The 21,648-nt window shown below is 66.5% G+C and carries 20 protein-coding genes and 1 riboswitch; of the genes, 12 read left to right on the forward strand and 8 right to left on the reverse strand.

The window, feature by feature from the left end; all coding sequences use genetic code 11:
• Positions 1-8: 8 nt before the first annotated feature.
• Complete coding sequence (locus ACN9M4_RS04520; protein ID WP_426303384.1) at positions 9-944, forward strand: LysR family transcriptional regulator; 936 nt, start codon at positions 9-11, stop codon at positions 942-944.
• 13 nt (positions 945-957) lie between these two features.
• Here ACN9M4_RS04520 and ACN9M4_RS04525 read toward each other — a convergent pair whose 3' ends face one another.
• Both ACN9M4_RS04525 and ACN9M4_RS04530 read right to left on the reverse strand, forming a co-directional pair.
• Positions 958-1,767: an IclR family transcriptional regulator gene (locus tag ACN9M4_RS04525; protein ID WP_426302373.1), complete on the reverse strand. Its 810-nt coding sequence runs from the start codon at positions 1,765-1,767 to the stop codon at positions 958-960.
• Positions 1,768-1,902: 135 nt separating this feature from the next.
• Positions 1,903-2,487, reverse strand: a complete 585-nt coding sequence (locus tag ACN9M4_RS04530) for a GNAT family N-acetyltransferase (RefSeq protein ID WP_426302374.1) — start codon at positions 2,485-2,487, stop codon at positions 1,903-1,905.
• Between the two features lie 223 nt (positions 2,488-2,710).
• Between ACN9M4_RS04530 and ACN9M4_RS04535 the strand changes: the two genes are divergently transcribed.
• A complete protein-coding gene (locus ACN9M4_RS04535) occupies positions 2,711-3,271 on the forward strand; it encodes a hypothetical protein (protein ID WP_426302375.1) in 561 nt (186 codons plus the stop codon).
• 349 nt (positions 3,272-3,620) lie between these two features.
• Here the strand turns inward: ACN9M4_RS04535 and ACN9M4_RS04540 are convergent, their stop codons facing one another.
• Complete coding sequence (locus tag ACN9M4_RS04540) at positions 3,621-4,292, reverse strand: GntR family transcriptional regulator (RefSeq protein ID WP_426302376.1); 672 nt, start codon at positions 4,290-4,292, stop codon at positions 3,621-3,623.
• Positions 4,293-4,444: 152 nt separating this feature from the next.
• Between ACN9M4_RS04540 and glyA the strand changes: the two genes are divergently transcribed.
• From glyA to purU, 6 genes are read left to right on the forward strand one after another with little or no spacing between them, the layout of a single operon-like run.
• Entirely contained in the window at positions 4,445-5,788 is a 1,344-nt protein-coding gene (gene glyA / locus ACN9M4_RS04545) for a serine hydroxymethyltransferase (protein ID WP_426302377.1), read from the forward strand.
• Positions 5,785-7,005, forward strand: a complete 1,221-nt coding sequence (locus ACN9M4_RS04550; RefSeq protein WP_426302378.1) for a sarcosine oxidase subunit beta family protein — start codon at positions 5,785-5,787, stop codon at positions 7,003-7,005. Before glyA ends, ACN9M4_RS04550 begins: the two co-directional genes overlap by 4 nt.
• A 34-nt stretch (positions 7,006-7,039) precedes the next feature.
• The gene (locus ACN9M4_RS04555) at positions 7,040-7,345 is read left to right on the forward strand and encodes a sarcosine oxidase subunit delta (protein ID WP_426302379.1); all 306 of its coding nucleotides are present in this window, start codon (positions 7,040-7,042) and stop codon (positions 7,343-7,345) included.
• Positions 7,342-10,287 (forward strand): FAD-dependent oxidoreductase, encoded by a 2,946-nt coding sequence (locus tag ACN9M4_RS04560; RefSeq protein ID WP_426302380.1) that lies wholly within the window; start codon positions 7,342-7,344, stop codon positions 10,285-10,287. Before ACN9M4_RS04555 ends, ACN9M4_RS04560 begins: the two co-directional genes overlap by 4 nt.
• Positions 10,280-10,918 carry a sarcosine oxidase subunit gamma gene (locus ACN9M4_RS04565; protein ID WP_426302381.1) on the forward strand — a complete coding sequence of 213 codons (639 nt, stop codon included), beginning with the start codon at positions 10,280-10,282 and terminating at the stop codon, positions 10,916-10,918. The genes ACN9M4_RS04560 and ACN9M4_RS04565 overlap by 8 nt, the downstream gene beginning before the upstream one ends.
• Positions 10,918-11,817, forward strand: a complete 900-nt coding sequence (gene purU / locus ACN9M4_RS04570; RefSeq protein WP_426302382.1) for a formyltetrahydrofolate deformylase — start codon at positions 10,918-10,920, stop codon at positions 11,815-11,817. Before ACN9M4_RS04565 ends, purU begins: the two co-directional genes overlap by 1 nt.
• Before the next feature lie 95 nt (positions 11,818-11,912).
• Here purU and ACN9M4_RS04575 read toward each other — a convergent pair whose 3' ends face one another.
• Both ACN9M4_RS04575 and ACN9M4_RS04580 read right to left on the reverse strand, forming a co-directional pair.
• Positions 11,913-12,839, reverse strand: coding sequence for a matrixin family metalloprotease (locus tag ACN9M4_RS04575; protein ID WP_426302383.1), 927 nt, complete (start codon positions 12,837-12,839; stop codon positions 11,913-11,915).
• A 40-nt stretch (positions 12,840-12,879) separates the two neighbouring features.
• Positions 12,880-14,031, reverse strand: a complete 1,152-nt coding sequence (locus ACN9M4_RS04580; RefSeq protein ID WP_426302384.1) for a VIT1/CCC1 transporter family protein — start codon at positions 14,029-14,031, stop codon at positions 12,880-12,882.
• Between the two features lie 222 nt (positions 14,032-14,253).
• Between ACN9M4_RS04580 and ACN9M4_RS04585 the strand changes: the two genes are divergently transcribed.
• Positions 14,254-14,457, forward strand: a complete 204-nt coding sequence (locus tag ACN9M4_RS04585; protein ID WP_426302385.1) for a hypothetical protein — start codon at positions 14,254-14,256, stop codon at positions 14,455-14,457.
• 8 nt (positions 14,458-14,465) lie between these two features.
• Here ACN9M4_RS04585 and ACN9M4_RS04590 read toward each other — a convergent pair whose 3' ends face one another.
• Together ACN9M4_RS04590 and ACN9M4_RS04595 are read right to left on the reverse strand one after the other, a co-directional pair.
• On the reverse strand, positions 14,466-14,744 hold the full coding sequence (locus ACN9M4_RS04590) for a hypothetical protein (RefSeq protein WP_426302386.1): 279 nt from the start codon (positions 14,742-14,744) through the stop codon (positions 14,466-14,468).
• Positions 14,745-14,759: 15 nt separating this feature from the next.
• Positions 14,760-14,879, reverse strand: a riboswitch (SAM riboswitch).
• Positions 14,880-15,012: 133 nt separating this feature from the next.
• The gene (locus tag ACN9M4_RS04595) at positions 15,013-16,554 is read right to left on the reverse strand and encodes a sodium:solute symporter (protein WP_426302387.1); all 1,542 of its coding nucleotides are present in this window, start codon (positions 16,552-16,554) and stop codon (positions 15,013-15,015) included.
• 259 nt (positions 16,555-16,813) lie between these two features.
• On the opposite strand from ACN9M4_RS04595, the gene ACN9M4_RS04600 reads away from it, so the two are divergent.
• Complete coding sequence (locus ACN9M4_RS04600) at positions 16,814-17,389, forward strand: helix-turn-helix domain-containing protein (RefSeq protein ID WP_426302388.1); 576 nt, start codon at positions 16,814-16,816, stop codon at positions 17,387-17,389.
• A gap of 83 nt (positions 17,390-17,472) precedes the next feature.
• Here ACN9M4_RS04600 and ACN9M4_RS04605 read toward each other — a convergent pair whose 3' ends face one another.
• Positions 17,473-19,443, reverse strand: coding sequence for an amino acid transporter (locus ACN9M4_RS04605; RefSeq protein ID WP_426302389.1), 1,971 nt, complete (start codon positions 19,441-19,443; stop codon positions 17,473-17,475).
• A 264-nt stretch (positions 19,444-19,707) separates the two neighbouring features.
• Between ACN9M4_RS04605 and ACN9M4_RS04610 the strand changes: the two genes are divergently transcribed.
• Both ACN9M4_RS04610 and speB read left to right on the forward strand, forming a co-directional pair.
• Entirely contained in the window at positions 19,708-20,394 is a 687-nt protein-coding gene (locus ACN9M4_RS04610) for a hypothetical protein (RefSeq protein ID WP_426302390.1), read from the forward strand.
• 189 nt (positions 20,395-20,583) lie between these two features.
• Positions 20,584-21,648 (forward strand): agmatinase, encoded by a 1,065-nt coding sequence (speB, locus tag ACN9M4_RS04615; protein WP_426302391.1) that lies wholly within the window; start codon positions 20,584-20,586, stop codon positions 21,646-21,648.

The raw sequence follows: 21,648 nt of genomic DNA on the forward strand, positions 1-21,648 counted from the left end.
ATAGATGCATGATTGATGCGAGGCTCATCACGCTTCGGGTTTTTGCCCGCTGCGGCACCATAGGCGCAACGGCGGAACTCACGGGCTATTCACCTTCAGCTGTCTCCGCACAATTGCGGGAGCTCCAGCGCGTGCTTGGAATGCAGCTGCTGACGAAGGACGGCCGGGGTGTGCGGCTGACCGCCACGGGCCGCTTCCTTGTGGCTGGTTCGGATCCCCTCATTGCCCAATGGGAGAGCCTGCGCGCCGCAGCCATGGAGGCCGGCGACCAGGTGCAGCCCCACTTTGGCCTCGGCGGATTCTCCACTGCAGCCGCCCAGTTGCTCGCGCCCCTGGCCGCCACCCTGCGTTCAACCCGCCCCCTGCTGGAGGTGCAGGTTCTTGAGGCCGATCCGGCCCGTTGTTTCGACTTGTTGATTGCGGAGCGAATCGACCTTGCGGTCATTGTCGCCATGCAGTCCGAGGCTTATGGTGAAGACGATCCACGCTTCGAGCAGACAGTTCTGCTTGACGATCCGCTGGACGTGATCATTCCTGCTGACCATCCGATGGCCTCGCGGGAAACAGTGACGCTTGAAGAGCTGGCATCGGAACCCTGGATCACGGAGGCCGCTGGTTCCACCTACCATGCCCTCTTCACCGCGGCCTTCACGGCAGTGGGGGTGACGCCGCGGATTGTCCATGAGGCCGTTGAATGGGAAACCCTCATCGCGTTCGTGGGTGCGGGGCTGGGTGTCGGCCTGCTGCCGAGGCTGGCGCCCCTGCGCGGTGCCGAGAACGTGGTTCGGCTACGCATCACCGGCAAGGGGAAGCCCGCTCGCCGCATTGTCGCGGCGGTCCGTAGGGGCAGCATCGCCTCGCCCCTGATCCAGGAGTCGCTCGGCATCCTGCAGGACAACGCCGATCGGATCCTCACCGCCCGACTTGAAGAGGAGGATCACTGACGCTGCCGGCGGATCAGCGGCGGGCGTAGCCCATCCGCGCGCTGATCCTCAGCCCGGCTTCTTTCAGCCCGTCCAGGAGTCCCGGCTCCGTCTCCGGATCGAAGCGGAAGGCGGGGCCGGAGATACTGACGGCCCCGATGACGACGCCAACGTGGTTGTAGACCGGCACCGACATCGAGGTGAGCCCGATCTCGAATTCCTCCCTTACGACTCCATAACCCTGGCGGGCGACGTCAAGCAACTCGGTTTCGAGGGTTTTCCTGTCCGTGATGGTGCGCGGCGTGCGGGCCGGCAGTCCGGTTTCCTTCAGGATCCGTGCACGCTCGTCCGCGTCCAGCCCCGCGAGCAGGACCTTGCCGCTGCTGGTCGCGTGCAACGGCGTCAGGCTGCCCACCCAGTCGTAGGTGGCAAGGGTGGAAGGGCCCATGGCCTGGTCCACGTTCACGGCGAAATTGGAACGGAGCACCGCCAGGTTAACGGTTTCCTTGAACTCTTCGGCCAGGGCTTCGAGCACCGGGCGTGCTTCCCGCACCAGGCTGAGCCGGCCGGGGATGGAACTGGCCAGGCGCAGGATGCCGAAGCCCAGCTGGTACTTTCCGCGCTCACTGTTCTGGTGGACCATGTCGCGGCTGACCAAGGAACCGAGCAGGCGGGACACAGTGGATTTGTGAATGCCCATTTCCTCGGCGATTTCACTCACTCCGGCGTGGCCGTCCCTGGCCAGGATCTCCAGTACAGCCAGCGCCCTGTCAACGGACTGGACACCGCCATGCTGGCCGGCGTCTGCCTCAACATCCGGTTCGGCGTCAACGTTCGAAACCATGCTCCATCTTTCAGGTAGTTTCTGTGGCCAGCGATCGCCACAGGGTTTTGTAGGGCCCTTTCGCTTAATTCAACTTAGCCGATCCTTAGCAGGAACGTGTGATGCAGGTGACATTGAGACGCAGGTGACATTGAGTTAACCCGCCTGACACAAATCAAGCCGCATCAGGACGCGTGGGAACCCGCTGATCACCGACTCCGTGTCGGCGGCTTTCCGGAAACCCTCATCTTCGAAAAGCTTCCGGGTGCCGACGTACGCCATGGTGAGGTCCACATGCTGGCCGCCGTTGTCCACCGGATAGCCTTCAAGGATGGGTGCGCCGTTGCTGCGCGCGAAATCCACGGCACCTGCGAGCAGCCGGTGCGAGATGCCTTTGCCGCGGTGCCCGGGCCGCACCCGGATGCACCACACCGACCACACCGGCAGCTCGTCAAGCAGCGGGATCTTCCGGCTCCGGGCAAAGCTGGTGTCCGCCCGCGGATGGACGGCCGCCCACCCGACCGGCTCGTCGCCGTCGTACGCCAGGATCCCGGGTGGAGGGTCCTCTGACAGCAGTTCCTTGACGAACTCGCCGCGCTGGAGGCCCTGCAGGGCCAGGTTCTGTTTCGCGGGGATCCGGTAGCTGAGGCACCAGCACACATTCGCATCCGCCCGCTGTCTTGGTCCCAAGAGCGTGCGGACGTCCCCGAACTGCCTTGCGGGGCGGATTTCGATGGCCATGTCGCTGCTGTCCTCTCGGCTGCTCCTGCTACCGATCCTAGCGAGCGCCGGGATCCACGGAACGGGATCCACAAAACGGATTCACAGCTTGGCGGCCGCATTCACAGCCCAATGACAGCTTCCGGAAAGCAGCCGCCGAAGTCCGGCGCCGATGCTGGACTGAGGGTGGCATCCTGCCCCCGGACGGAGAGCCGTTCCATGCGGCGGAATGAGGAGACAATCGATGGCAAGTACAAAGAGAATCACGCTCAGCGTCGCTGCAGGTGCCCTCGCGCTGGGCGCCGGACTCGGCGTCACCGGCGTGGCGACCGCAGCAACCACTCCCAGCCCCGGCGCCACGGATTCGGGTACGACGGCGGAAGGCACCGCGCCAGCTGACGGTTTCGGCCGCCACGGCGGACACCGGGGCGACCGCGGCCAACTCGCCGCGGACCTGGCCAGCAAGCTCGGGGTCGACGAAGCCAAGGTCACCGAGGCCCTCCAGGCGTTCCGTGAGGCCAACAAGCCTTCGGCACCGCCGGCGGAGGGCTCCATGGAAACCAGGCCGGACCGTGCGGCCATGGATGCGGCCCTGGCCAAGTCCCTGGCGGAGAAGCTTGGCATCGACGAGGCGAAGGTCACCGCCGCACTGGCGGAGATCCGCAGTGCGGACCAGGCAGAGCGGGCCGCGGCCCTGAAAACGAGGCTGGACAAGGCCGTGAGCGATGGGACACTCACCCAGGCCGAGGCGGATGCCGTCACGAAGGCCGTGGAGAAGGGAGTGATCGGGGGAGGCGGGCGCTGACCCGCGGCATGTCAGTCCGTGTCCGGCAGGCCCGAGCGCAGGTGGCCGGGCCTGCCGGCCTCGTCCGGGCCGTTCCGGATTGACCCCGGCCGTGCCACACTTGGATGACAATCGAGTGGCTGGGGGTATTGGTCAGGAGATTGTCGTGCGGAGGGAGGTGCCAGGGGCATGATGGCCGGATGGGCTTACCTCATGGGCGCGATAATGACGATTGACGCACTCCTGCTTGGCCTGCTGCTGATGAACGTGAAGTGGCCAAAGCAGTCGAACAAGAAGTGACGGCTTCTTCTCAATGACGCACCTGCTGCGGCGCCAAGCCTTCCGGCGCGCCCTGCGGCAGTTCCGCGCCCTACAGCACCTTGCGGACCGTTTCCTCGAAGCTCGTCACGTGGTGCAGCGCCAGTGCGGCGGCCTTCTCTTCTTCGCCGGCGGCGATGGCGTTGAGCAGGTCGACGTGCTCGGCAATGTGCCCGGTGACGGAGGGCATCTTCTCGAGCATGTAGCACCAGATCCGGGTGGCCAGGTTGTCGTAGCGGATCAGCACGTCTTCCAGATGCGGATTGGCCGCGGCCTTGTAGATGAGCCGGTGGACCTGGATGTCGTAGCGCATGAGTTCGTGCTGCCCGGCCCGGCCGTCTTCCAGCTTGTCGATGGTGTCTGCGATGTCCCGCAGTTCCTGCCGGACCTTGGGCCCGGCCATGCGGGCTGCCCGGCGCGCGGCCAACGGTTCAAGGAGTTCCCGGATTTCCGAGACGTCGGCCAGCTGCGTGATGTCCACGCCCGTGGCGAAGGTGCCGCGCCGCGGATAGGAAACCACCAGGTGGTCGCTCTCGAGGCGCTTGATGGCCTCGCGGACCGGCGTGCGCCCGATCCCGAGTTCCGCTGCGATCTGGCCGTCATTGATGGGGTCGCCGGGTTTGATGTCCAGCATGATGAGCCGGTCCCGCAGGAGCAGGTAGGCGTTTTCGGCCAGGGACGCGCCCTGTGGGCTCGGGTCCAGTGCTTCCAAAACAGTGCTCATTGCTCTCTCCGCTTGCAGTCACTCAATCCTCGCGCAGGTCACATGCTGCCGGACTGTTGACGTCCTTGTGATTTACAACATACCATGAATGCAATTCTGATATATCAGTTGCCTAACAGTTGGTGACTAGAAGATTCCTAAGGAGCAAGAGCATGGTTGAACCGCTGATCCGCCCGCTGGCCCTGGCAGACCCGGAAGTCGATCAGGCGATTGCGCAGGAGCTTATCCGGCAGCAGTCAACCCTGGAAATGATCGCCTCTGAAAACTTCGCCCCGTCGGCCGTGATGCAGGCGCAGGGCTCGGTCCTGACCAACAAGTACGCCGAGGGCTACCCGGGCAAGCGCTACTACGGTGGCTGCGAGCACGTGGACGTCATCGAGCAGCTGGCCATCGACCGGCTGAAGGCATTGTTCGGCGCCGAGTTCGCCAACGTCCAGCCGCACTCCGGTGCACAGGCCAATGCTTCGGCGATGCACGCACTGATCAAGCCGGGCGACACCATCATGGGCCTGAACCTGGCCCACGGCGGCCACCTGACCCACGGCATGCGCATCAACTTCTCCGGCAAGCTGTACAAGGTTGTCCCGTACAGCGTCCAAGAGGACACCATGCTGATCGACATGGCCGAGGTGGAGCGCCTCGCCGTCGAAAACAAGCCGCAGCTGATCGTTGCCGGCTGGTCCGCCTACTCCCGCCACTTGGACTTCGCCGAGTTCCGCCGCATCGCGGACTTGGTCGGTGCCTACCTGATGGTGGACATGGCCCACTTCGCCGGCCTGGTCGCAGCAGGGCTGCACCCCAGCCCGGTGCCGCACGCCCACATCGTAACGAGCACGACGCACAAGACCCTTGGCGGTCCTCGTGGCGGTGTCATCCTGACCAACGACGCCGAGATCGCCAAGAAGGTCAACTCCGCCGTCTTCCCCGGACAGCAGGGCGGCCCGCTCGAGCACGTCATCGCCGCCAAGGCCGTGGCGTTCAAGATGGCCGGCGAGCCGGAATTCAAGGAACGCCAGGAGCGCGTCCTCGAAGGCGCCAAGCTCCTCGCAGCCCGCCTCCTCCAGGACGACGTCGCGGCCGCCGGAATCTCCGTGGTCAATGGCGGAACCGACGTGCACCTGGTCCTGGTGGACCTGCGCAACTCCGAACTGGACGGCCAGCAGGCCGAAGACACCCTGCACCACATCGGCATCACCGTGAACCGCAACGCCGTCCCCTTCGACCCCCGCCCGCCGATGGTCTCCTCCGGCCTGCGGATCGGCACCCCGGCCCTGGCCACCCGCGGGTTCGGCGCCACCGAATTCGCCGAAGTCGCGGACATCATCGCGACGGCGCTCATCGCCGCTGCCGGCGACGGCACCCTCGGCGAGGACACCGCCGTCGAACTCCGCGCCCGCGTCACCGCACTCGCGGAACAGTTCCCCCTGTACCCGCACCTCGGTACGGCTGGTTCGGCCGCCGAACTCGAAGCAGAAATGATTGGAGCAGCCCAGTGAGCGCAGACCACCTCCCGGAGCACCCCGACTTCCTCTGGCGCAACCCGGAGCCCAAGTCCTCCTACGACGCCGTGATTGTGGGCGGCGGCGGGCACGGCCTGGCCACCGCTTACTTCCTGGCGAAGAACCACGGCATGACCAACATCGCCGTCCTGGAAAAGGGCTGGCTGGCCGGCGGCAACATGGCCCGCAACACCACCATCATCCGCTCCAACTACCTCTGGGATGAGAGCGCCGCCATCTACGAGCACGCCCTCAAGCTCTGGGAAGTGCTGCCGGAAGAACTCGAATACGACTTCCTGTTCAGCCAGCGCGGCGTGATGAACCTGGCCCACACCCTGGGCGACGTGCGCGAAAGCATGCGCCGCGTGGGCGCCAACAAGCTCAACGGCGTGGACGCAGAGTGGCTGGACCCGCAGCAGGTCAAGGAACTCTGCCCCATCCTGAACGTCAACGACAACATCCGCTACCCCGTCATGGGCGCCACCTACCAGCCCCGCGCAGGCATCGCCAAGCACGACCACGTGGCCTGGGCCTTCGCCCGCAAGTGCGACGAGATGGGCGTGGACATCATCCAGAACTGCGAAGTCACCGGCTTCCTCAAGGACGGCGACCGCGTGGTGGGTGTCAAGACCAACCGGGGCACCATCAACACCGAAAAGGTGGGCCTGTGCGCCGCCGGCCACAGCAGTGTGCTGGCCGAGATGGCAGGCTTTCGCCTCCCCATCCAGTCCCACCCGCTGCAGGCACTGGTCTCCGAACTGCACGAGCCGGTCCACCCCACGGTGGTCATGTCCAACCACGTACACGTCTACGTCTCCCAGGCCCACAAGGGCGAACTGGTGATGGGCGCCGGCGTCGACTCCTACAACGGCTACGGCCAGCGCGGTTCCTTCCACGTGATCGAGGAACAGATGGCGGCCGCCGTCGAACTCTTCCCGATCTTCGCCCGGGCACACGTGCTGCGGACCTGGGGCGGAATCGTGGATACCACCATGGACGCCTCGCCGATCGTCGGCACCACCCCGGTGGAGAACATGTTCGTCAACTGCGGCTGGGGTACCGGCGGCTTCAAGGGAACCCCCGCGGCCGGCCTGACCTTCGCGCACACCATCGCCACCGGTGCTCCGCACAAGCTCAACGAGCCCTTCTCGCTGGAGCGCTTCGAGACCGGCGCCCTGATCGACGAACACGGCGCTGCCGCCGTCGCCCACTGACAGCCCCCGCGGACATTACAGAAAGAAGCCGGACATGCTCCTGATCTCCTGCCCCAACTGCGGGCCACGGGACGAAACCGAATTCCACTACGGCGGCCAGGCCCACGTGGCCTACCCCGAAGACCCGTACGCACTGAACGACCGCGAATGGGCCGAGTACCTGTTCTACCGGGACAACACCAAGGGCGCCTACGCCGAACGCTGGGTGCACAGCACCGGGTGCCGGCAATGGTTCAACATGCTCCGCGACACCGTGAGCTACGAAATCCAGGCGATCTACCCCATGGGAACTTCAGCCCCCGCAACCACCGCACAGGCCCCGGAAGGAGCAAGCAAGTGACGTCCCAGAACGCCCGCCTCGCCAACGGCGGCCGCATCGACCGCAGCATCTCCTGGCGCTTTACCGTGGACGGCCAGGAATACACCGGCCACCCGGGCGACACCCTCGCCTCCGCGCTCCTGGCCAACGGCCGCGTCACCGTGGGCAACTCCCTCTACGAGGACCGTCCCCGCGGCATCATGTCCGCCGGCGTGGAGGAATCCAACGCCCTGGTGAAGATCGCCCCGCGTTTCCCGGGCCACGTGGCCGAGTCCATGCTCCCGGCCACCACCGTGTCCCTCGTGGACGGCCTGAAGGTGGAACTCCTGAACGGCCTCGGCAAGCTTGACCCCAACGAGGACAAAGCCGAATACGACAAGAAGTACGTCCACACGGACGTACTGGTGATCGGCGGCGGCGTCGCCGGCCTCGCCGCGGCCCGCGAAGCGGTCCGCACGGGAGCCCGCGTCATCCTCATCGACGACCAGCCCGAGCTCGGCGGTGCCCTGCTTTCCGGCTCCACCGTTCCTGGCCTGGCCGAGGAAATCGAAGGCAAGCCGGCCCTCGAATGGGTTGCCGACGTCGAAGCCGAACTGGTGTCCGCCGCCGAATGCACCGTGCTGAACCGCACCACCGCGTTCGGCGCCTACGATGCCAACTACGTCATCGCCGCGCAGAACCGCACGGACCACCTGAACGCCCCCGCGGCTGACGGCGTTTCCCGCCAGCGCATCTGGCACATCCGCGCCGCCCAGGTGGTGCTGGCCCCGGGTGCCCACGAGCGCCCGCTGGTGTTCGAAAACAACGACCGCCCGGGCATCATGCTCGCCTCGGCCGTGCGCAGCTACCTGAACCGCTACGCCGTCGCCGCAGGCTCCCGCGTGGTCATCAGCACCACCAACGACTCCGCCTACGCCCTCGCCGCGGACCTCCAGGCTGCCGGCATCAAGGTTGCCGCCGTCGTGGACGCCCGTTCGCAGCTGAGCGCCGCGGCTGCCGCCGTCGTCGAGTCCGGTACCCGGGTGCTGATCGGCAGTGCCGTCGCTGATACCACGGGCCGCGCCGAAGACGGACGCCTGGACGGCGTCACCGTCCGCAGCATCAACGACGACGGCGAACTCACCTCCGGCGTCGAACAGTTCGCCTGCGATCTGCTCGCCGTGTCCGGCGGCTGGAGCCCGGTGGTCCACCTCCACAGCCAGCGCCAGGGCAAGCTGCGCTGGGACGAGGAGCTGGCCGGCTTCGTGCCGAGCTCCGTGGTCAAGGACCAGCAGGTTGTCGGCTCGGGCCGCGGCAGCTACGAACTGGCCGACTGCCTGGCCGAAGGCATCAGCGCCGGTGCGGCCGCCGCGATCGCCGCCGGCTTCGAAAGTGAAACCTCTCCGGTCGAGGCCAAGGCGCCCGTCGCCTCCGCCCCCACCCGCCAGCTCTGGCTGGTTCCGGGCCAGCAGGGCACGGCAGGGGAGTGGCACCACCACTTCGTGGACTTCCAGCGGGACCAGTCCGTGGCGGATGTCCTGCGTTCCACCGGTGCCGGCATGCGCTCGGTGGAACACGTCAAGCGCTACACCTCCATCAGCACCGCCAACGACCAGGGCAAGACCTCCGGCGTCAACGCGATCGGCGTCATCGCCGCCGCGCTGAAGTCCGAAGGCGCTGCCGCTGCCGGCATCGGCGAGATCGGCACCACCACCTACCGTGCGCCGTTCACCCCGGTGGCCTTCGCGGCACTGGCAGGACGCCAGCGCGGCGAGCTGTTCGACCCCGCCCGGGTCACCTCCATCCACCCGTGGCACGTGGAGAAGGGCGCACTGTTCGAGGACGTCGGGCAGTGGAAGCGCCCGTGGTACTACCCGCAGGCGGGCGAGGACATGGACGCAGCCGTGTTGCGCGAATGTGCCGCGGTGCGTGAGTCCGTGGGCTTCATGGATGCCACCACCCTGGGCAAGATCGAGATCCGTGGCAAGGATGCGGGCGAGTTCCTCAACCGCATCTACACCAACGCCTTCAAGAAGCTCGCCCCCGGGTCTGCCCGCTACGGTGTCATGTGCACCCCGGACGGCATGATCTTCGACGACGGCGTGACCCTGCGCCTGGACGAAGACCGCTTCTTCATGACCACCACCACCGGCGGTGCCGCCAAGGTGCTGGACTGGTTGGAGGAATGGCACCAGACCGAATGGCCGGAACTGGACGTAGCGAGCACCTCGGTCACCGAGCAGTGGAGCACGATTGCCGTCGTCGGGCCGAAGTCCCGTGCGGTCATCGCCAAGGTGGCCCCGGAACTGGCGGTGGACGGCGGTCTGGACGCGGAGAACTTCCCGTTCATGACCTTCCGCGAAACCACCCTGGCTTCCGGCGTCCGGGCCCGCGTCTGCCGGATTTCCTTCTCCGGTGAACTGGCCTACGAAATCAACGTGCCGTCCTGGTACGGCCTGAACACCTGGGAAGCCGTGGCAGCGGCCGGCGCCGAGTTCAACATCACCCCGTACGGCACCGAAACCATGCACGTGCTCCGCGCCGAAAAGGGCTACCCGATCGTCGGCCAGGACACCGACGGCACGGTCACCCCGCAGGACGCGGGCATGGAGTGGATCGTCTCCAAGGCCAAGGACTTCATCGGCAAGCGTTCCTACAGCCGGGTGGATGCCCAGCGCGAGGACCGCAAGCACCTGGTCAGCGTGCTCCCGGTGGACGGCTCGCTCAGGCTCCCCGAAGGCACCCAGCTCGTGGAGAAGGGCATCGCGGTCAACCCCGCCTACGGCCCCGTCCCGATGGAAGGCTTCGTGACCTCGAGCTACCACAGCGCCGCACTCGGCCGTTCCTTCGGCCTGGCCCTGATCCGCAACGGCCGCAACCGCATCGGCGAGACCCTGGTGGCCGCCGTCGGCGATCAGCTCGTGGACGTGACGGTCGGCGAAACAGTACTTTTCGATCCTGAAGGGAACCGCAAAGATGGTTGAGACAGCAGCAACAACCGCAAGCAACAGCGGAGTCCGGGCGGCCCGCCGCAGCCCGGCGGCACACCTCGCCGGAACCTTTGAGTCCGCATCGCTGGCCGGCGTCGCGGAAATCAAGGAAATCCCGTTCCAGACCATGGCCGGCATCCGCGTCCAGCGGGACAGCGAAGCCGGCGGGCGCATCGCCTCGGTGTCCGGCGGCCTGCCGGCCGCCTGCGGCGAGGTCGTCGAACACGGCGGCGTGTCCACCTTGTGGCTCGGCCCGGCCGAGTTCCTGGTGATCGCGCCGGAAAGCGCCCACCAGTCGCTGGGCGGCGACCTGCTCCAGGCACTGGGCGAAGCCCTCGGCGACGGGCAGGGCCAGGTGGTGGACCTTTCGGCCAACCGCACCGTCTTTGAGCTCTCCGGTACCCGGGCCCGCGACGTCCTGGAAAAGGGCTGCTCCCTGGACCTGCACCCGCGTTCCTTCAAGGCAGGCACCGCGGTGTCCACCGAAATCGGCCACATTCCGGCGGTCCTTTGGAAGAGCGGTGAAGACACCTTCCAGGTGCTGCCCCGCGCGTCCTTCGCCGACTTCCTGGGCCGCTGGCTGGTGGACGGCATGCGTGAGTTCGCATCGCCGGAGGTGCCGTGATGACTGCGGCCATTACCGAGCGCGGGACCGGCAACAGCGCCGAAACCACGGTTGAGCATGTCCTGACCCTGGACTGCGCGGAAACCCCGGGCATCGTCCACGCGGTCTCCGGCTTCCTGCTGGAGCAGGGCTGCGACATCGTGGACAACAAGCAATTCGGCTCCCGCGATGACGCGCACTTCTTCATGCGGGTGCACTTCTCCTCCACGGGCGACGACTCGACGCTGGAGACCCTGCGGGAGGCCTTCGGGCCGATCGCGGAGAAGTTCGGGATGCGCTGGCAGCTGGAACGCCACGGCTCCAAGCGCCGGGTGCTGATCATGGTCTCCAAGTTCGGGCACTGCCTGAACGACCTGCTGTTCCGTGCCCGGGTGGGAGAACTGCCCATCGAGATCGTGGGCGTCGTGTCCAACCACACGGACCACCAGGGCCTGGTGGAGTGGCACGGCATCCCGTTCTTCCACGTTCCCGTGACGGCGGAGATCAAGCCGCAGGCCGAGGCCCGGTTGCTGGAGATCATCGACGAACTGGACGTGGAGCTGGTGGTCCTGGCCCGCTACATGCAGGTGCTCAGCGACGACCTCGCCCGCAAGCTGGACGGCCGTGCGATCAACATCCACCACTCCTTCCTGCCCAGCTTCAAGGGTGCCAAGCCGTACCACCAGGCCTACGCCCGCGGTGTGAAGACGGTGGGTGCCACCGCGCACTACGTCAACGGAGAACTGGACGAGGGTCCGATCATCTCCCAGCAGGTCCTCGAAGTAGACCACACCTACGGCCCGGAAGACCTCGTCGCCGTCGGCCGTGACTCCGAATGCAAGGCCCTCAGCAACGCGGTGCGCTGGCACTGCGAGGGCCGGGTGATCCTGCAGGGCAACCGCACGGTGGTCCTCAAGTAGGACGGATCCCCCCAATAAGCCTGTTCACGGGAAGCAGGAAATGCCCGACGGCGGTACGCACCGCCGTCGGGCATCTTGCGTTAAGGGGTGGGAACCTAGAGGTCCTTCCGGCAGTGCGCCGAGTGCAGCTTGTAGAGGCCGGTGAGGTCCCCGGCCGCCAGGCCGTCCGGTGCGCCGATTTCCGGGTACATGAGCTGCACCGGATCGTCCACGTGGTCCAGGCCCACCACATGGCCCAGTTCGTGCTGCATGACCGCCGAGACGTAGTCGGCTCCGCCGGGCAGGCCCAGGAGTTCGGTGATCTGCGGGGTGTCCAGGTCCAGGCGGCCCGAGACATAGCTGCGCGGCCCCGAGCCGAAGCTGTAGGCGGTGCTGCCGCCGGTGCCGATCACCTTGCCAGCCAGCGCGGGTGACGCCGCAGGCGTGGTCCAGGAGAGCAGCAGTGGTGCCCAGCGGTTCCCGTACAGCTTGGGCTGGTAGGCCTCGCGCTTGTCGGTGGGCTTCTCCTTGGTGGCCCCGTCGTTGATGAACTTCAATCCCGTGGCGGCTGAAATCTTCGCCACAGCGTCCTCCAGCAGGCCTTCCGAACCGGCCGGGGCGAGCTCGGCGTTGACCACGTAATGAACCGGCCGGCAGGGGGAGTAGCCCACCGGGGTCCCGTCCGGGTTCGTGGCCAGGAACTTGTAGGAGGTGCTTTCGACCGCGGGCTTCGCGGGCGTGAGCAAGGGGTGTCCCGCTTCTTCGAGGCCGGGCGGAGGAGCGTCATCCTGCTGCTTCGTGGTGCCCGGCGTTGCGCCGGTCCCTGCCGGGCCGGGATGGGGGTTCTTTTCCGGAGCTTCCCGGGTAATGCCCGGCAGGGCCGGGAACAGGGAGGTTATGCGCGGATCGCCGCGCAGGAAGCCGCTGGCCAGCAGGGCTACGACCGTCGCAACGGCCACCACGAGGAGATTGCGGAGCAGATACAGGCCGGTGCGCCGACGCCGTGGCGGCCGCCCGCCGTCGGGCTCGAAATCCGGGTACATCCTGCTCCCTGCGTTGTAGACAAAGCGGCCGCGATGCCGCTTAGCCTACGACAGCGCCGAAGAGCAGGCCCAGTCCGTAGGTTGCGCCGGCGGCGCCAAGGCCGATCGCCAGCTGGCGGAGGCCGCGCGTGAGGGGCGAGGTGCCCGAAAGCAGACCAACGACGGCGCCCGTTCCGAGGAGCGCGACGCCCACCAGAGTACCGGCCACCACGAGCGCGGCGAAACCGCCAAGTCCCAGGATGAACGGCAGGATCGGCACGACGGCCCCGGAGGCGAAGAAGCAGAAGCTGGACAGTGCCGCCCCCCAGGCCGAACCGGCGGCCTCGTGCTCGTCCGGGGTCTCCTCTTCCTCCGGGTGCAGCGACAAGGAAGGATCGCAGTCGCAGGAGTAGACGCCCATGCGTTCGGCGGCGCGGTGCTCGGCCGCTTCGTGGCTCATGCCCCGCGCGAGGTACACCAGCACCAGCTCGTTGTGCTCGATGTCCAGGGAAGGCGCAGCGGAGAGCGTGACCTGGGTGGGCCGGGTGGCCTTGAGCAGTTCCAGCTGGGAACGCACCGAGACGTATTCGCCGGCGCCCATGGACAGCGCGCCGGCCAGCAGCCCGGCGATACCGCTGAAGAGCACCACGGTGGCGGGGACACCGGTGGCCGCCATGCCCATGACGAGGGACAGGTTGCTGACCAGGCCGTCATTGGCGCCGAAGACGGCGGCACGGAAGGAACCGGAGAGCCGGTTGCGGCCGCGGGTGGCCAGGCCCCGGACCACTTCTTCGTGGATCTGTTCGTCGGCCGCCATGGCGCGCGTCGCGGCGGGGTCGGTGGCATAAGGGGAGCGGCTCTCCGCACGCTGGGCAAGGGCCAGGACGAATACCGAACCGAAATGCCGTGCCAGGAAGCCGAGGAGCTGGCTGCGGATGGAGGCTGCCTTAGGCATTCCCGCATGTTCGCCCAGCAAGCGGAGCCAGTGGGCTTCGTGGCGGCCTTCGGCGTCGGCGAGGGACAAGAGGATTTCGCGTTCCTCGCCGTCGCGGCGCTGCGCCAGCTCGCGGTACACCGCGGCTTCGGCGCGTTCATCGGCCAGGTACTGCCGCCACCGCTTGATGTCTGCGGGGGAGGGGGCTTCCCTGTGCGTCTGCACTGGATCTTTTCGCGCTTGCACTTGTGGCTCCTGGGTTGCTGGGGCGGTTTTCATCGCCCCATTGCAGCTCCACATTAGCCCCAATTTCCGCGGTTTTTTGGCCGGTAATCCTCATTGGGGAGTTTCGGCAAGCCTTAAAGAAGGCGCCTTCCTGCGGCCCTTGACCCCCGGCAGGGGCAGTGCTCAGATGGAGGAACAAGGGGCCACGGATCGGCGCGGCCGTGCAGTCGGCCGGACCGACCCGCAGCCCTCCGCACGTGAACGGGAGGTTGCACTGTGGACAGCACCGAAACGGACAACACCGAAACGCACGCCCGGCATCCTGAACGTCCCACCGTGGAGTCGGATCCCGCCTACGACTACGGCGAGGACATCGCGGTGGATGAGGACTGGGACGAAGAAGACGACGCCATTGACGAAGAGGAACGGGTGGTCCCGCTCGACGTCGACGAACACCGCGAAGACGAGGCCGAAGAGTAGCCCGGCGCTCAATCCAGGATGAATGACAGTTCCTTGCCCCTGCGGTAACCACGCGCAGCGACGGCGAGGAGCAGTTTCCGCTCGGCGGGAAACCAGAGCGCGGGGCGCACCGCGCGGGACAGCGCCCGGGTAAGGAGTATCGGGTCCGCGCGGCGCCGGAGTTCCTGCCTGCCGGCCACGAACAGCAGCACCGATCCGCTGGAAGCGTCAATGCAGGGAATTACCGGCCATGCCGCGGAGGTTGCGTCAGCGCGGGCGAAATCAGCGTGGGCGGCATCAAAAGGCATTGGCCTTCTCCTGGGAAGTTGCTCTTGCCTGGCCGGTTGTCTCTGGTCCGGTGCAGGCCGCTTCCTCATCCGAACCACCCGTGAACATGGGGTTGGTGCGTGGCAAGTCGGAGCTTGGCGCCACATCTCTTGAAGCTGGAATCACTGTAGCGCAGCACCCCGCCCTGCCGGGAGCTCCGCAGCGGGGAGCGCCGCAGCCGGGAACGCTTCACAGCCGGGAACGACGACGGCGGTGCCACCTGGGAAAGGTGGCACCGCCGTCGGGGGACTAGTGGCCGGTGTGGCTGGCTACGGGGTGCGCCTCCAAGGGCAGTTCTTCGGAGACAGCCCCGGCAACCCGGCGTTCCCAGGCCTCATGGACTTCCGGATCCGTGGGCGGCGTAAGCAGGGACACCACTACGTAGCAGACAAGCGATGCGCCCAGGCCCCAGTAAATGGGCTCGTTGGCGTAAACGCCGTCTTCGCTCGGGATGACACCGAGCGAGTACATGATCAGCAGCGCCAGGGTCAGCACCGAACCGACCGCCATGGACCATGCGGCGCCCACGCCGGTGCCGCGCTTCCAGAGCAGCCCGCCAAGGATCGCGACAAGGAGGCCGCCCACCAGGATGTCGTAGGCGATGGTCAGGGCGACCACCACGTCCTGCGCCGCCATGGAGATCAGCACGGCCAGGATGCCCAGGCCGAGGACCCAGTAACGGTTGGCTTTGACGTCGTGTTCGGGGTTCTCGGTGTCGTCTGTGTGGATGGTCTTGCCGAACCAGCTGGCCACAAACGGAACAACGTCGGCGCGGGCCACGGTTGCGGCGGCGATCAGCGCGCCGGAGGCGGTGGACATCATCGCTGCCACCGCAGCGGCCATGACCAGGCCGCCGATGCCGATCGGGAGCAGGTGGGTGGCAACTTCGGCGTAGACGACGTCCTTGCCGAGCGCCTTGACGTCGATGTTCGGCAGGGCCACGCGGGCAGCGAGGCCGATGATGGCGCCGGCCAGGCCGTAGAGGATGCAGTAGACACCGGCGGTGGCGCCGCCCCAGCGGGCAACCTTGGGGGTCTTGGCCGTAAAGACGCGCTGCCAGATGTCCTGGCCGATCAGCAGGCCGAGGGTGTAGACGACGAAGTAGGTGATGATCGTTTGCGTGCCGATGCCGTCGATCTGGAAGAAGCTGGCGTTGACCCGCTCGCGGATGCCGTCAAAGCCGCCTGCCGCGTTCAGGGCGAAGGGCAGCATGAGGAAGAAGATGCCGACGGTCTTGATGACGAACTGGACCTGGTCGGCCAGGGTGATGGACCACATGCCGCCGATCGTGGAGTAGACCAGCACGATCGCGCCGCCGACGGCGATGGCGAGCCAGCGTTCCCAGCCGAAGAGGACCACGAAGATGGTGGCGTAGGCGCCGGTGGAGGTGGCGCAGAGCATCAGGGTGTAGGCGAGCATGACGATGCCCGAGGTCTGCGTGGCCTGCTGGCCGTACCGCAGGCTGAGCATCTGGGAGACGGTGTAGATCTTCAGGCGCTGGATCGTCCCGGCGAAGAGCAAGCTGAGCAGGAGCACGCCGGTGCCGATCGCGACGACGAGCCACATGCCGGAGATGCCGAACTTGTAGCCGAGGCCCACGCCGCCCACCGTGGAGGCGCCGCCAAGGACCACCGCCGCCATGGTGCCTGTGTAGAGGAACGGGCCCAGGCGGCGGCCGGCCACCAGGAAGTCACTGTTGTTCTTGGTGCGGGACTTGCCCCACCAGCCAAAGGCCAGCATGGCCAGCAGATACACCACCACAATGGCGATGTTGAGGAACGATGAGTCCATTGTCGGCTCCTGGGGATATTCGCAGCGGCCGGGTTCCGTTTCCATGACAGCGCCAGTGTCAATCGGAACATTCCGCGATGCAGTGTGTTGGGGAGAAAGTTTGCCATTTGCCTAGCAGGCAACACTTGTTGCATGAAAGGATATGTAGTGATCGGCGTAACAGTCAAGGGCGGGTGCGCAGGGCAAGCGGGCAACCGGACCCCGCCGGATACTATGGCCCAAATGACTGGGCCGCTTCTTCGGCCTGAAAGGTTCGTGAATGAAGGCTCTCCCCGTTGAACCCAGCAACGTTCCGCTTGCCATCGGTTCCAGAATCCGTGCTGCCCGCCAATCCCAGCGGCTCACCATCGAGCAGGTGGCCGAAGCGACGGGTCTGACCAAGGGATTCCTCAGCCGGGTGGAACGGGACCTGACCTCGCCGTCAGTGGCGTCCCTGGTGACGCTGTGCCAGGTGTTGTCCGTGTCCATCGGCGAGCTTTTCGCGGCACCGGAGACGCACCTGACGCGCCGTGACGACGGGCCGAAGATCTCGCTGGGCGGCGAAGGAATCGTGGAGCGCCTTCTTACCGCCCGGTCGGAGCGCCGCCTGCAGATCATCCAGGCCGTGATCGAGCCGCGGGGCCGCGGCGAGTCCGAGCTCTACGCTGTGGATTGCGACGTGGACGTCCTGCACGTCACCAAGGGACGCATCCAGCTGATCCTGAGCAACGAAAAGTATGACCTCGAGGAAGGCGACACCCTGTCCTTCCCGGGCCGCGAACCGCACACATGGGTCAACCCCACCGATGAAACCGTCGAGGTGCTCTGGATCCTGGTGCCGGCCGCCAGCCGCTAGGGGAGGGACGTGTGAGGCCCGCTTTACGTCCTTTGACCTGGCCAAAGGACGTAAAGCGGGCCTCACAATGTAGGAACCGCAGCTTAGCCGACGTGCACCCAGGGCCGGCGCGTGACGTCGGTCTCGGCCTCGCGCAGGACTTCGCGGGTCACCGGGGCGATTTCCCCTTCGCCGAAGAACAAGAACTTGCTGAGGTTGGCAATCGGGTTGCCCTCGGTCCAGCGGAAGTAGATGTGCGGCATCAGCCCGGTGACGTCGCGGATGTGCAGCAGGACTGCGGCCAGGGTGTTGGGCACGTTGTTGCTGTGGACCTCCAGGACCTTGAAGCCGTGGCGGTGCTTGCCCTCCACGAGCAGTTCCTGTTCGAAATCGGAGCTGTCGTCCACGATGACCTCGATGAACAGGGCATCGCTGTCTTCAGGCAAGTGGTTGGCCTGCTGGGCGTGTTCCAGCTTCTCCCGGTATCGCTCGGCGCCGACTCGTTTCGGTTCGTGGGCGATGAGCCGGATGGGTCCTTCGTCATTGGCCGCGGTGAACTCCAAGGCCTTCTCGTCCATCTTGATGTGGGTGGCGCGCAGTTCGAAGGAGCGCCGGACCCGGGACGCGAAGCTCACCAGCAGGATGCCCAGGATGAACAGTGCGGCGATCCTGATGCCGTCAGGGCGCTCCACCACGTTGGCCACCGTGGTGTAGCTGAACACCACAGCCACGGCGCCGAAGGCCAGGGTTTTCACACGCTGCTTCCGGCGCTTGGCCGAAAGGGTCACCGCGATGGACGCGGAGGTCATCAGCACCAGCACGCCGGTGGCGTAGGCCCCGCCTTGTGCCTCCACGTTCGCTTCGAAGATCACCGTGATCAGGAATGCGACGGCGGTGAACACCAGGACCAGCGGGCGGACGGCCTTGGTCCATGAGGGAGCCATGCCGAAGCGCGGGAGGTAGCGCGGCACGAGGTTCAGCAAGCCGGCCATGGCAGACGCGCCGGCGAACCAGAGGATCGCGATCGTGCTGATGTCGTAGACGGTGCCGAACGCGTCGCCGAGGTATTGGTGCGCCAGGAAGGCCAGCGCACGGCCGTTGGCTTTGCCGCCCGGCTCGAATTCGGCCGCCGGGATCAGGAAAGTGGTGATGAAGCTGGAAGCCACCAGGAAGGCGCTCATGATGAGGGCCGCCGTCGTGAGCAGCTTGTGCGTGCCGCGGATGCGGCCTGCGGGCCGCTGTTCGGTGTCGTCCGGCGCCCCCTTGATCTGGGGCATGACGGCGACGCCGGTCTCGAAACCGGAGAGCCCGAGGGCGAGCTTGGGGAACACGAGCAGCGCGATGCCGATCATCACGAGGGGATTGCCGTGCTGCTGGTTGAGGGCGGCCCACCAGTCGGTGACGACGTGGGCCTCGGCGGCCACGTGGAACAGGCCTACCAGCACCACCACGGCGTTGAGCAGCAGGTAGACGCCCACGAGCAACACCGCCACGTTGATGGCTTCCTTGAACCCGCGCAGGAAGACGATTCCGAGGGCGGCGATCAGGGCAAGGGTGATGGCGATTTCCTGGCCGTGCAGCCATTCGGGCGCGAAGGGATTCTCCACTGCGTGCGCGCTCGCGTCGGCGGCGGACAGCGTCATGGTGATCATGAAGTCCGTTGCAGCGAAGCCGAGCAGCGCCAGGACGAAGAGCTTGCCGCCCCAGCGGGGGAGGAGCTTTTCGAGCATCGCGATGGAACCTTCGCCGCGCGGGCTTTCGGAGGCGACGCGGCGGTACACCGGCAGGGCGCCGAGGAGGGTGACCGCTACCAGGACGATCGTGGCCAGGGGCGAGACGATCCCCGCCGCGAGTGCCGCGATTGCCGGCTGGTAGCCGAGGGTCGAGAAATAGTCGACGCCGGTGAGGCACATGACCTTCCACCAGGACTGCGGCTTGTGCTCGCTTTCCGGCCTGCCGTGCTGCCGCGGCCGGCCACCGGCCTCAGGCATGCCCTCGAGCAGCCAGTGCTTGAAGCTTCCGCTGGATTTTCGCCGGTTGGAGGGGTCTGCCGGCGGCCTCGTCAGGGTGGTCACGATGTCCTTTCGCGCAGCCGGGAAGCTGCTCCAGAAAGGAGCGTAAGGCGGCGCCCGGCCCCGGAAACCCGGTCTTTACGGAATCCTTACGCCGGGTGTGAGCGGCGTCTCTTTCGGCGCACTCCGGGGACTTCGAAAGTGTTTTTCAATTCGATGTAAGTTTCGGCCGCTTGCGGGAAACCATATGAATGTCAGGGCACTTCAAACGGCCAAGAGGCGCCCTGCATCACAACCAGGAAGCCTGTTCAAAGATTGGGGAACACCATGAACTCTGCAGCGTTTGGGAAAACCATTGCGACGGCGGCACTCGCCATCGCGCTAGGCGCCACTGCCGCCTGTGCGCAGTCTCCGGCGGCCAGCCCTTCCGGCCGCACCTCCGGACCGGCGCTCAGCCTTGCATCCACCACGTCGCACAATGCCAAGACTGCGCCGGAAACGAAGCCGGTGAAGGCCTTCACCTTCCCGGATGGACACCTTTCCTTCCAGTACCCGGCAGGCTGGTCGGTCGCCACCGCGGAATGCCCCACCGTTCCGGGCGGGCCGGCCGAATGCGTGGAAGCGACGATCCGCAGCAAGGGCAAGGCGGTGGCCTTCATGGTCAGTGGCTTCTACGGCGACGGCGCGTCCGGCCCGGTGGACCGTACCGTGTTCGACTCCGCCGCCGTGCCCGGCTTGGCGGGCTTCGCGGGGGAGCCGACGTTCGGCTTCTTCAAGGACAGCTACGGCGATGTCAACGACCAGTACTTCATGGACGTCCGGAGGGCCGATGAGCTCGTCTCCGGCAGCACCGGCAGCGGCAGCGGTCAGGTGGTCCTGCCCAACGGCGTTGGCATCTTCCGGGTCTACATCGATTCCCCCGGCTTCGCGTCCGACGCAGAGGCAAGGGCCTGGATGGGGACGGCGGAGTATGCGCAGCTGAAGGCCCTGCTGATGAGCGTCAGCTACAAGTAGCGGCTGCGCCGCAATGAGGTGAGTATGACGTGAGTACGGCGCGACGGCGGCCGGTCACTCCAGGTGCCCGGCCGCCGTCGCGCCGTTGTCAGGGACGCGGAATTTTGTAAACATGTGATGCATATAAGGAAACTTTGTGTGTATGATGACTGTCACACCCTGACTCGATCTCGAAGGAGAGAGGCCGCTGTGGAAGAGCTCCGCATCGAAGCCAACGGAAACCTTGGCCCCATTGATTCATCCCGCATCCCGCGCTACGCCGGTGCCGCCACCTACGCGCGCCTCCCGCGCCTGGACCAGGTTGCCAAGGCCGACGTCACGGTGGTGGGCGTGCCGTTCGACTCCGGCGTTTCCTACCGCCCGGGGGCCCGCTTCGGCGCGAACCACATCCGCGAAGCCAGCCGCCTCCTGCGCCCATACAACCCGGCCTGGGACGTCAGCCCCTTCGAGAACGTCCAGGTGGCCGACGCCGGCGACATGGCCGTGAACCCCTTCAACATCAACGAAGCCATAGAGACCATCCAGCAGAACGCCCTGGACCTGACGGCCAACGGCAGCAAGCTCGTGACCCTCGGCGGCGACCACACCATCGCCCTGCCCCTGCTGCGCGCCGCTGCTGAACGTGCCGGCGAGCCGGTCGCCATGCTGCACTTCGACGCCCACCTGGACACCTGGGACACCTACTTCGGTGCCGAATACACCCACGGCACCCCGTTCCGGCGCGCGGTCGAGGAAGGCATCCTGGACACCGAGGCCATCAGCCACGTCGGTACCCGCGGCCCGCTCTACGGCAAGAAGGACCTCGACGACGACCACCGCTTCGGCTTCGGCATCGTCACCTCGGCCGACGTCTACTACCAGGGCGTCCTGGAAACCGTGGAGAAGATCCGCGACCGCATCGGCGGCCGACCGCTGTACATCTCCGTGGACATCGACGTCCTGGACCCCGCGCACGCACCCGGCACCGGCACCCCGGAAGCCGGCGGCATCACCAGCCGCGAGCTGCTTGAGATCATCCGCGGCTTCCGTGGCATGAATCTCGTGGGCGCCGACGTCGTGGAAGTCTCCCCGGCCTACGACCACGCCGAGATCACCGGCGTTGCCGCCAGCCACGTGGCCTACGAGCTCGTCACCCTCCTGGCCGACAACGCCGTCGAGGGCGACCGCCACGGAGCCGAGACCGGCTACGCGCAGCAGGCTCTCGGTCAGACGGTCCGCCGTCCGGCCGGCTTCGCGGCTGCCGGCAAGGAGTAG

Source organism: Arthrobacter sp. R-11 (assembly GCF_049913155.1).
GTDB lineage: Bacteria > Actinomycetota > Actinomycetes > Actinomycetales > Micrococcaceae > Arthrobacter.